This is a genomic window from Bradyrhizobium sp. Ec3.3, from assembly GCF_000472925.1.
Lineage (GTDB): Bacteria > Pseudomonadota > Alphaproteobacteria > Rhizobiales > Xanthobacteraceae > Bradyrhizobium.
In genome coordinates, this window is sequence record NZ_AXAS01000118.1 from 1 (window position 1) to 11,135 (window position 11,135).

9 protein-coding genes, 1 tRNA gene and 1 pseudogene are annotated in these 11,135 nt (G+C 61.8%); 6 read left to right on the plus strand and 5 right to left on the minus strand.

Annotated elements, in window-relative coordinates; genetic code table 11:
• Positions 1 to 186 (minus strand): annotated as a pseudogene (locus YUU_RS60765) (transposase); the annotation flags it as partial.
• A gap of 293 nt (positions 187 to 479) precedes the next feature.
• Between YUU_RS60765 and YUU_RS63140 the strand changes: the two are divergent.
• The 3 genes from YUU_RS63140 (at position 480) to YUU_RS54350 (ending at position 5,322) form a co-directional block, all read left to right on the plus strand.
• Positions 480 to 1,373, plus strand: coding sequence for a hypothetical protein (locus YUU_RS63140; protein WP_156944917.1), 894 nt, complete (start codon positions 480 to 482; stop codon positions 1,371 to 1,373).
• Between the two features lie 1,410 nt (positions 1,374 to 2,783).
• Entirely contained in the window at positions 2,784 to 2,990 is a 207-nt protein-coding gene (locus YUU_RS0144745; protein WP_156944919.1) for a hypothetical protein, read from the plus strand.
• 1,579 nt (positions 2,991 to 4,569) lie between these two features.
• The gene (locus YUU_RS54350) at positions 4,570 to 5,322 is read left to right on the plus strand and encodes a DUF1521 domain-containing protein (RefSeq protein ID WP_051390269.1); all 753 of its coding nucleotides are present in this window, start codon (positions 4,570 to 4,572) and stop codon (positions 5,320 to 5,322) included.
• A 508-nt stretch (positions 5,323 to 5,830) separates the two neighbouring features.
• Here the strand turns inward: YUU_RS54350 and YUU_RS0144760 are convergent.
• From YUU_RS0144760 to YUU_RS0144770, 3 genes are all read right to left on the minus strand, one after another.
• Positions 5,831 to 5,905 (minus strand) — tRNA-Val (locus YUU_RS0144760).
• A 153-nt stretch (positions 5,906 to 6,058) separates the two neighbouring features.
• Positions 6,059 to 7,357 (minus strand): hypothetical protein, encoded by a 1,299-nt coding sequence (locus YUU_RS0144765; protein ID WP_027527978.1) that lies wholly within the window; start codon positions 7,355 to 7,357, stop codon positions 6,059 to 6,061.
• Positions 7,358 to 7,665: 308 nt separating this feature from the next.
• Positions 7,666 to 8,271, minus strand: coding sequence for a DUF1134 domain-containing protein (locus YUU_RS0144770; protein ID WP_027527979.1), 606 nt, complete (start codon positions 8,269 to 8,271; stop codon positions 7,666 to 7,668).
• Between the two features lie 138 nt (positions 8,272 to 8,409).
• Between YUU_RS0144770 and YUU_RS0144775 the strand changes: the two genes are divergently transcribed.
• A complete protein-coding gene (locus YUU_RS0144775; protein ID WP_027527980.1) occupies positions 8,410 to 8,895 on the plus strand; it encodes a YHS domain-containing (seleno)protein in 486 nt (161 codons plus the stop codon).
• Here the strand turns inward: YUU_RS0144775 and YUU_RS0144780 are convergent.
• On the minus strand, positions 8,885 to 9,718 hold the full coding sequence (locus tag YUU_RS0144780; protein ID WP_027527981.1) for a 3'(2'),5'-bisphosphate nucleotidase CysQ: 834 nt from the start codon (positions 9,716 to 9,718) through the stop codon (positions 8,885 to 8,887). The two genes, YUU_RS0144775 and YUU_RS0144780, sit on opposite strands and share 11 nt — an antisense overlap.
• A 171-nt stretch (positions 9,719 to 9,889) precedes the next feature.
• Between YUU_RS0144780 and chpT the strand changes: the two genes are divergently transcribed.
• Positions 9,890 to 10,543, plus strand: a complete 654-nt coding sequence (gene chpT, locus YUU_RS0144785) for a histidine phosphotransferase ChpT (protein WP_027527982.1) — start codon at positions 9,890 to 9,892, stop codon at positions 10,541 to 10,543.
• Between the two features lie 185 nt (positions 10,544 to 10,728).
• On the plus strand, positions 10,729 to 11,135 hold a 407-nt coding region (locus tag YUU_RS0144790), incomplete at its 3' end, for an Hpt domain-containing protein (protein ID WP_027523607.1).

An 11,135-nucleotide genomic window follows, 5' to 3' on the forward strand; every position in this document is an offset into this window, starting at 1 on the left:
GTCGCCATCGGCTGAATGCTCTTGCGGTCTCCTGGACCAATCAGCCCCGCGATATAGGCTGGACACATCCGCGCCCTCGTCTTGTGCCGTAGTGCCGCGACAAACGGCGCTAGCCAGCGATCGAGATCAGCCCGCCAGTCCACGTTCATTGATCGGCCCTCCATGAGCCGACCTCTTATGAATCACGCAAGCACTCTCTTGAGAATCCCAAAAATCTCGCCACCACTAAAAATCTGCCAGAGTAGTGCTAGCTAGGTCAGTGTGATACCTTCAACTTCGAGAGCCTCGACGGCGGCATCGTCAACAACAACCCGTTCGACTACGCACAGTTCGCATTGATCGGGGGATCGTCGCGCGCTCCGACAGATGGCACGACGGTCGAACGGACGAACATAATGGTGGCGCCGTTTCCCGAGCCGCCGAATTTCCTGCCTGAAGGCTCGCCTTCTCCCGCGCTCACCGCGATCGTCCGCGCGCTGTTGCCGGCGCTGCTCAACCAGGCGCGCTTTCGCGCTTCTGATCTCGCTCCCGCCGTCGACGGACGCGACTTCAGCCGTTTCCTGATTGCGCCGCTGCGCCGCGTTCCCCGGATCGAGGCGCCGGCCACGGTGGAAGCGCGGGTTCCGCTCGAACGCTACGCGATCGCTTGCGGCTTGCTCGGCGGCCTCGGCGGATTTCTCGACGAAAGATTCCGCGCGCACGATTTCCAACTCGGCCGACGGAACTGCCAGCAATTCCTCAGCAAAAGATTCGCCGTGGCGGCGGACAACGTCGTCGTCGGTCGACCAGGCGGAGTCGGCTCGGAGCCCGTTATTCCGCTGCTCGGCGCGGCGGCTAATCCGATCCCGCTACGGCGTTGGCCACAGATGGGTGTGCAGGATTTCGAGGTCCTGTGCCGACGGATGACGGCGCGGATCGATGCGCTGGCTCCGCCGCCGACCGTCGGCTGCACGCTTCGCTCCCTCACTCACCACCTCGCTCTGTTGCCGTCGATCGCCAATGTAACTACGCATTGGCATATCGCCGACGAACTCGGCCGGGAGTCCGAACATCATGCCTTCAACCTCTTGCTCGTGCCGTTTCCCTATTCCGTTCCTACAGCGAGTGTCGATGCCACCCTGCAGCAAGACCACCACGTCAGACAGACGCCTGTCCGCACTGCTGTCGTGTTGAGGCATGTTCATGTCGCACCGAGAGCGCGCGGTCTCAGGTTCGATGAAGTAGGCTTGATGGTTTCCGTGTGCGCCAATGTTCAGCGTCGTACTTTTCTACCGGCAATTGCAACGTTTTGGCCCTTTCGTCGCGGTCGTTCTTTCGAAACTCGCGCTCGCGGCGCTCGAACTTGGCTAGCTCGTCGTTCGCGGCTCGCATGAACTCAGCGTGCGAGGTGCCGGCGCTTTGGGTGCGGGCGGGCATACTCATCTCCTGACAATCTGGTCAAAAACGTAACCGAAACGCCGGCGAGTGGGCCCTCAAGGTTACATCATCTTCAGAGCGCCGCGAAATGGCAACGTATTGGGTGAACCACCGTGAAACGTAGGGCAAACACCTAACAAGGCAAAACATATCAACGGCTTAGTCTGACCGAGTGTACGCCGGGAGGCCGGCAAGGAATAGATGGTGAGAGTCCATTACGACCAAGGAGTAGCGCCTCACATCGGCCCCGAGCCGTGCGGCAGCGTCCGTGAGGGCGCTGGCGAAGCGTCGGCAGGGGAACATGCAGGCCAGCCATTGAGCGTGTGCTGCAGCAGCATAGGAAAGGAGAGTTCGAGATGAACGCCAACCCGACGCTGCGCTATCTGAACCGACGCCTCGCGCGTTGGGCGATGGCTAAATACAAGCGCCTCAAGCGACAGCGCGGGCGGGCAGAGGATTGGATCCGCAGGACCTCTTTGCGCGATCCAACGCTCTTCGCTCATTGGCCTATGCTAGCCTAGCAAATCGGCCCGCGTTCGTGAGAAGCCGAACCCCCGCGCTTTCATCCGGCGGCGGAGGCAGATGCCGCGTCACTCGAAAAGAAGACAGCCGGCGGCCCGCAATCGAGACTTGGAAGAGGCGAAACACAAGATCGCCGATGCAGGTCTCACCGTGATCCGCGCGCAGATTGAATCCTCGATCTCGGCGCGCCGCTGCCGAACGCGTGATTTGCACCTCCAGCGCGCAATAGGTCTCGTACAGCTCAATTATGGCCATGGCTGCCTCCGGACCAGACAGATGCAAGTGGCCGCGCCGTCAGCTTCTCGTCAGGTGGATGCGGCATACGCGACATACTGATGCTCGTGGAAGAGGCGACCAGTATCGGCGGGCTGGTCGCCCGCGCACTGGCACGAGCTTCGGCGGCACGCGGTGCACGTTCCACGGCGACGCACCGCGTGCCGATTTTTCCACCGTTGTGACGGCATAGCCTCTCGAATTGCAGGACGGTCGCACCGCTGGCGTTATAGCGCGAGCGCCGCTTATCGAGCGGCGAAAATCAGCAAGGCAAAGAACCTCACGCGCTCGCGGCCGGCCGAAGCGTTGCGTCTCGCGGTGCGTGCGCCACGCGGCTGCCTCGCTCTCACCGACCTCGTCTTGGATCCGGCGCATCTCGTCTTGGATGAGCGCCGGACGCCGCCGGGCTGTGGCTTTTTGTTCGGTCAGTTCTTCGGCCTCGATCAGGACGAGACTCGACCTGCTCGTGCGTGATCCGGGCGAGGCGCCGAGCCTCTTCTTTGAGATCGAGGAGCAATGCTGGTTGCATCCGTCTCCGAGCAAGATGGTGCCGTGAGATCGACGAGATGCTGATGGATGGTGGAAAGCACTTACAAATTTCAGGCCGTTCCATTCTAGAGCTTGTGATCTATTACGCCGAACGCAAAGTCAACGATCCACTTGTGTTTCGATCAACCGACGCGTATGGCACGCGTTTCGTCGCGTTACTCGAAGAAGATGTCCTCTTGCAGGGTTCTGAACGAGGGGGCGAAGGGCCAGCCGTCGATACTTTCAAGTAAATTAAGCCGAGCGACGTTGATCGGCGCGCCTACTGGGTCTTTCCCGACCTTCGACGCGTTGCTTTCGTGTTCAGCGTCAATGTCTCAGATAGGAACAGCGGCTAGGTCACGTTGACTGGAGGCAAGGGCGCGGTCGAGCGCGGCACAAAAACATCCTGGCGCGGCCCATGTGCGGCCATCATGATTGAAAGCGCCGCGAAGAGAAGTAGAAGTATTCTCATTCGAAAAGTGACTCCAGAAACCGTGCCTCAACCATAAGGCGGTTCAACGACGTCTGATTGCGCTTCGATAACCTCCAAGGCCTCTCGAGTATTCAGTTTCGTTCACGAAACGGGGAGCGCTTCTGCTCGGGTTTCCGAGTTTTCAAAGCGCGTCGTTTCATTGTTGCTGTCAGCTTCTTAGCTCTTGATCGTTTGGGTGTCGTAGAGGGTGCCCCACCGGCTCTAAAATCAAATCTATCATCGCTCTCTCGTCTCTTCATGAAACACCCCAACGAACAGGTTTGCAGGTCTTCGCTCTAGGAGAAATACATGAACAATGCTGACTACTTCGGACGGGCGCGTTAGTGGGGTTGCACCAGAGCTTACAGCGACATACGAACGGGTCTATCGGCGAGCAATCCTCTGACAACGGGGGATCGGTTGCAACCACCAACATCTATCGGCTTGTGCTCGAGCTGAGATCTGACGGACGTGTCGAGCCACAATGCTGTAGGGCTCAGCCTTTTAGGCATGGAAGATCGTCTAAGCGATGAGGATCAAATGGTGGTAACTCCCGGAATACGATCCCCTTGGTTGGAGAAGTCAGCATCGGCTTGATCGACGGATTTCCCGCAAAGCCGAGAGTGAGAGGAGAACTTGAGGCGACAGTCCAAGGTTAGGTAAGGCAAATTCTGACAACGGTCGGGGAGAATTGGACGGCCATCGAATTCAATACGGATCTCTGCCGCGCATCGCGCCACATCCCGTTTTGCTATCCCCGTGAGGACATCTTCCCCAGCCGACAAGGTGGCGCTCGTGGCTCGGCCGAAGTCAGCGGTCTCGCTCAGTCCTTGTTGAGGTTGTCGGACGGGTCGCGTCCACAGCCATTACGTGCGATGCGTTAGGAAGACCCGAATGTCGTTTTGCTTACGTGACAGGCCCAACGTTGCCGTGTATGGCGCGCCACCAATGGTGAAATTCGTCTGCTGCCGGTCCTCGTTCGGCAACACGCCCATGTAGTGCATGCCTCGCATGAGCTCCACAGGCGCACGTCGGTCGGGTGGTAACGAAAGCTGAGATGCTAGTCGGTCGTTACTCATCGTCAGCTTTTCGACAGGTACTACGGGTAGAGTCCCTGCGAGTTGGATGCGCGCGATATGAACGTGCCGGGGAGCTCGGATGAGAGAGGTAGGGTCGCCTCATCTCATCAAGGCTGGTGTCGTTGGCAACGAGAAACATGGTGCGCCCGCCACGGACGGGCGAACGGTGCTTTCGGAAGATTTCGTGAGTAATGTGCCCGGTTGATTATGCGCGTGGCACTCGCAGTCTGCCGCTTACTTCAATGCAAAAGGACTTCAATGCAACAGGAGTGAATTACAATGGTGTATCTTCCCGTGACCGGTCTTCCCGTGGTCGGCGCTTTCGATGCGGCGACGAGTAATTTGGTGCCGGAAGGCGCGGCCGCCAATACCACGTTCAATACGTTGTTGGAGCGGTATGCCGGCGGTGTTCCGGCGGGCACCTACCAGTACCAGAGCCAGCCGCCTTTGCCGGATCCGGTGTGGACGCATGAGGTCAAGGATGGCAAGGCCACGATCAACCTTGGCGACAAGTACACGATCACAGCCAAGGAGAAGGACGGCACCTGGATGGTTCGTAACAACGAGACCGGCCATGTCACGAAGATCCACGGCGATCCTCACGTCGATGCCAATGGCGACGGCAGGGACGATTTCGATTTCAAGAAAGACATGACCCTGCAGCTCGATGACGGCACAAAGATCACCGTGAACACCGTCGATTACGGTAACGGCAAAACCATCTCCTCGAAGCTTACTATTACGAACGGCGACAACGCCATGGTTATCGAGGGGCTCGGTGACGACAAGGATGGCAAAGACAATCTGAAGGTGACGCAGTCCAACGCCGGGCGGACTCTCGATCAGTTGACGCCCGATGGCTCGCAGACAATCCATGAGGAAAATCAGGGGTGGGTCGACGGCTGCGGACGCAAGGTGAACCAGGCAATTATCCACCACAATGAGAACCCTGACCCACCGCCAGATCTCAAGACGCTGATGCTTGATATGAGGATCGAGAGCATGATCGGTCGCCATGGGCGGTTGGCCTGAGGTTCGATCCAAGTCCGTTCGATAGTCATGGAAGCGGGGCGCTTGCGCCCGCCTTTTTCATCCTCCGCGCAAGAGTTGGTGGATGAAGGCAGGGTGCGGCGGCGTATCTATCCATTATCGCCGCTATCACATCGTTGATGATCTCGGCTGTCAGTGCTCTAGGAGCCTGTCCGAGTAGTCCCTGTTCAATTGGGCGGGAGACCGACACATCCGCGAGCCAATCGCCCTAGACGACCCATGCATGCCCGTCCCAATCAAGGTTCGACTCCGAGAACAGCTCTTTGCCATCGAACCTCCTTGTCTTCGCCGAAGATGCGTTTGTCGCCAGTGTAAAGCGAACGGGCCACGACGCCTCTCGAGCGCCAGTGAATACAACGCGCTCATCAGGACGCACTGGCCGGCATTTCGCCGGCATCAACTGTGCCGAAGTGCCCCAGTTGTGCCCCGGCTTTTCTGGGGCACACATCCAGGGAATTAATTCATTAAGTGGTTGATGATAAAGGTCTAATGGTGGGCGCACAAGGGATCGAACCTTGGACCTCTCCCGTGTGAAGGGAACGCTCTCCCGCTGAGCTATGCGCCCGGGACCAATGTGCCGGTCAGGCGGTTGGCCGACCGGCATGTCAGAGCCCGCGATTTAGAAGTGCGGGCCAAAGGTGTCAAGTTTTCAGGCGGCATCCAGCCGGAAAACTGTCCGTAGACTTCGCAATCCCTGCGAAAATCGTCTTTTGGCCGCTTACGCGCCCTGTTGGCGGGCGCGGGAGGCGTGGGCCTGGAGGGCGCGGATGCGCTCGGCGAGCGTGCCGCCGCCCTCGGGCAGGCCGGCCGCGGCCGCGCCGTTCGTCGTGGCGCCATTGGCCGGGCGAGGGGCGGGCTTCGGCGCCTGGCCTGCTTCGGTCGCGAGCAGCGCCTCGATCGGCGAGTTCGGGCCTTCGAGCTGTATCGCGAGCTTGGCCACCTCGGCGGCGATGTCGTTGATGCGCTCGCGCAGCAGCGCGTTCTCCATGCGCTCGGTCGCCCAGGAGCTCTCGGCCTGCTGCTGGATCGCGTTGATGTCGCGCTGGAGCTTGCCGCGCTCGTCGCGCGCGGCTTTGAGCTGCTCCTCGAGCGCGGCCTTCTCGCTGCGCAGCGCCTCCAGCGCCGGCGACTTGTTGCCGGCGCTGAGGCCGGCGATCTCGGTGCGTAGTTCCTTGATGGTGCGCTCGGCCGTCTCCTGGCCCTGGCGGAGCTGGTTGTTCTCGTAGTCGCGCTCGGCGAGCAGCTTGCCCTGGGTTGCGAGCCGGCCCTCGAGATCGGCGACGCGGCCGGACAGCATCTCGGCCTCCTTGACCTGCACGATGAGCTGGCGGTCAAGCTCGGTGACGCGCTGGCTCAGATTCTCGACACGCCCGCGCGCGTCGGTGAGCTCGCGCGAGGCGGTTTCGGAGTCCGAACGCTCCTGCGTCAGGCGCGCCTGCGTCGAGGCAAACTCCTTCTCGGCATCGCCGACGCGATTTTTCAGCTGCTCGATCTGCGCACGCACTGTGACCAGCTCGACCTGGCGGCTTTCCGCCATCATCGAACGGTCGGAGAGCTCGTGGTTGATCCTGGCGAGTTCGCCCTGCTTGTCTGTCAGCGCCTGCTCGGCGGTGCGCAAGCTTTCGGTCTTGGCGCTGAACTCCTCCTCGGTGGCGCGGAGCTGCTCCTTCACCGCCTTCTCGCGCGCCTCAAGCGCGAAGATCGTGGCGTTCTTCTCGCCAAGCTCGATCTTCATGCGGTTGATGGCGTCGCTCTTCTTGCCGAGCTCGGCAAGCTGGCTCGTGGTCTTGTTCTTGAGCTGATCGACGCTCATTTCGAGCCTTCGCGCGGACATCGCGAATTCGGCGCGGAGCTGGTCCTTGTCGGCCTGGATCTCCGCCATCGACAGCGGCGTTGCCGCCTCGAGCCGACGCGTGGTCAGGCGCACCGCGCGGTTATGCACCAGCGGCACGATCGCGAGCCCGCACAGCATCGAGAGCAGGAAACCGATCGCAAGGTACATGATCGGTTCGACCATGAGCCAGAACTCCCAAAGACAAGGAAAAATTTACCAAAGACCATGCCATGGCGGGCCGGCAAAAAGCCAGCCCCGGCCCGTCGTTAACGTGAATCTGTAACCGAAAAAGTAGGGGAGCCTCAGGACGTGACGGCTCCCGCTAGCGGAAAGGCAGCTCCGCAACGGCTCCATCCATCCCGCGCGCCGCGATGATGCAGCTGATTTGCCCGACGGTTCCGCACGATGCGCAAGGCATCGCGCCGGTGGTCATCGGCTACTTTGCATGGGGTTGTTTTCGACCTTTTTGTCGAAGACCCCGGGCGAGTTCTCTAGAACGGGTTCCAGGTCGCGCGCGGCGTGTATTTCAGATAGCCGATATTGGCCCCGAGCCGCAGACCGATGCCGGACCGGATCGGCACCAGCACGATGTTGTTGGCGGTCAGCGCCGTCATGCCGAAGCCGCCGATGATGTAGGCGGAGCCGTCGATGCCGGCGAAGCGCTGGTAGATCGCGTTGGTGGCGGGCAGGTTGTAGACCAGCGTCATGGTGCGCGCGCCGTCGCCGCCCCAGTCGAAGCCGAGCGAGGGCCCCTGCCAGAAGACCCTGAGGTCGCCAGCGTTCTTGGTGTAGAGCGTGCCTTCGCCATAGCGCAGGCCTGCGACGAAGGCGCCGGACCCTTCCTCGCCCAGGATGTAGCCGTTCGGCAGGCCCCATTGGCTGACCGCCTTCTCGATGATCGAGGCGAGCCCGCGCGAGACGTTGCCGAAGAAGCGGTGGCCGGCGCCGACGAGCTCGTCCGGCCCATAGGTGTTCGGCGTCGGGGTCCGCTGCGGCGGCGGCAGGTTGGGCGGCGGCGCCTGCTGTGCGGAGGCCGGCACGACCCAGCCCACCAGCGCGGCAAGTGCGACCGCGGCGAGGCGTGATGCGAAAGTCATAAAAGAACCCCTGGTATCGAATCCGGACGCACCTTTAACCTGACGCCAACAGGCGAGGGCTAGGTTGCGCTGGATGTCCCCTCGACTCGGATGTTATCCGCAGCAACTATGACGGCACAACGGCAGGAAGATAGCCCTTTGCGCCCCGGAATTGCCTTGATCGGCCCCTGGATCGCGCTTTTGGCCGGCCTTTGGCTTGTCTTTTACGGCCCGGCGGTCGAGGCCGCCACCACCGAGCGGATCGTGGTCAACCGCTTTTCCGGGGTGGCCATCGAGGGGTTCGATCCCGTGGCCTATTTCGTCGATGGCGGGCCTGTCCAGGGCACCGCCGAGTTCGAGGCAAGCCTGTGGGGTGCAGTCTGGCGGTTCCGCAACGAGGGCAACCGGGCCGAGTTCCTGGCCCATCCCGAGGTCTATGGACCGCAGTTCGGCGGTTACGATCCCACCGACATCGCCCGCGGCGTCGTCATTGCGGGCAATCCCCGCTTCTTCGTGATCTCGGCCCAGCGGCTCTATCTGTTTAGCCGGGAGGACAGTCGCGACGCCTTTGCCGCCAATCCCGAGCGTTTCCTCTACGAAGTCGGCAAGCGCTGGCCCGCGCTGCAGGAGCAGCTCAGCCAGTAGGGCCGAACTCGCCTTGCGGGTCGCCCCAGGCGATGAACTCCCGGACGATGAAGTCGTCGCGTTTCTCGCCGAACCGGATCTCGCCGCCCTTGCCGTCCGTGACCTTGCCGCCGGCGGCGGTGACCACGGCACAGCCGGCTCCGACGTCCCATTCCGAGGTCGGGCCGAGGCGGGGATAGATGTCGGCAGTGCCTTCGGCGATGCGGCCGAATTTGACGGCCGAGCCCGCCGTCTGCCTGACCGCGCCGGGCCGGCTGGCAAGGAAGGCTTCGCTCCTGGCATCGCCATGCGAGCGGCTGACCACGGCGACCCAGGGCTCGCCCGGCTTCGGCAGCTTTCGGGTCCGGATCGGCTCGGCGGCGGTGATGATAGCGCCATCAAACTTCACGCGCTCCGCGCCGCGCCCGACGATGCCGCGCCAGAGCAGGCCGAGCGCGGGCGCGCTGACAATGCCGAGCAGCGGCACGCCATCGGTGATGATGGCGAGATTGACGGTGAACTCGTCGCGGCCCGCGACGAATTCCTTGGTGCCATCAAGGGGATCGACCAGGAAGAAGCTGCCCTGAAACGGCGGCGTCGCAAGCTGAGCCCGCTCTTCCGACAACGTCGGCACGTCGGGCGCGAGCTGCAAAAGCCCCTCGCCGATGATGCGGTCGGCGGCGAGGTCGGCTTCGGTGACCGGCGAGCCGTCCTGCTTGCCGTCGACCCGCATCGCGGCCCGATTGACAGCGAGAATCGCTTCGCCCGCCTTCAGCACCAGCGCAGTCAACGGCTCCATCAGGCCAAGGGCAGTCGGCCCCTCAATGCGCCCCTTCACCTGCATGCCTCATTCATCGGCAACCTCTTTCGCCTCAAGTTGATTCGCGTCCCTTATGGCCGCTTCGAGCCTATCGCAAGCGCTAGCTGCGACGGGGGTGCGAATGTTAGAACCCGAGCCAATTCTAGGGCACGCGTGATTCGCCGCCTTCTGGCCGTGCAATTCCAGGAACCATCGATGTCTGGCACCTCGTCACCCGGTACCGCTACTGCTCCCGATATGCTTGAACTCGCGGCGCTTCTGTGCTCGCGGGTCTGTCACGACCTCATCAGCCCTGTCGGCGCCATCGTCAATGGCCTCGAGGTGCTCGATGACGATCCCAAGCCCGAGGATCGTGAATTCGCGCTGGATCTGATCCGCAAGAGCGCCAAGACGGCATCGGCGCGGCTGCAATTCTGCCGGCTCGCCTTCGGCGCGGCCGGATCGTCCGGCGCGCAGATCGATCTCGGTGACGCGCAAAACATGGCGCGCGGCCACATCGAGGACGGCAAGTGCACGATCACCTGGAATCTGCCGCGGCTGCTGTTGCCGAAGAACCGCGTCAAGTTGCTGCTCAACATGCTCGTGATCGCGCAGCATACGATCCCGCGCGGCGGCATGCTGAAGGTCGATCCGATCGGCGACGGCGAGACCATGAGCTTTTGCGTCACCGCCACCGGACACAATGCGCGCCTGCCGCAGAACATCGCCGAGCTCTTGAGCGGCGAGCGCGGACCCGCCGCGGACGCGCATGCGATCCAGCCTTATTATACGCGCCTGCTGGCGCAGGCCTGCGGGCTCACCGTGAAGCTCGCGCCCGAGGGCGAGGCGATAACTGTTACGGCTTCGTAAACGGCTACCGCACGGCACTCGTTAATCAAAGCTTTACAAGGCGCTTCGAAACCTTCGGAGCGCCTTATCTCTTTGTTGGTTCCGTTCTTTTGCACTTACTCAACCAATATTAAACGCTTTGCGGAGAAGCTGGCCCCATTCTGAAAGGCGCACATGTGCGCCCTCCCTTATGAAGGCCTGTTTTCATGGATGATCTGTTGCGGGAGTTTTTGACGGAGACCAGCGAGAGCCTGGACACCGTCGACAATCAGCTGGTGAAGTTCGAGCAGGAGCCGAACAACGCCAAGATCCTGGATAACATCTTCCGCCTCGTCCACACCATCAAGGGTACCTGCGGCTTTCTGGGGCTGCCGCGGCTCGAAGCGCTGGCGCATGCCGGCGAGACGCTGATGGGCAAATTCCGCGACGGCATGCCGGTCACCGCTGAGGCGGTGACGGTGATCCTGTCGTCGATCGACCGCATCAAGGAGATTCTGGCCGGGCTCGAGGCNACCGAAGCCGAGCCCGAGGGCACCGACCGCGACCTCATCGACAAGCTGGAAGCGATGGTCGAGCAGGGCATGGCCGCAATGGCTGCTGGCGGAGCCGCACC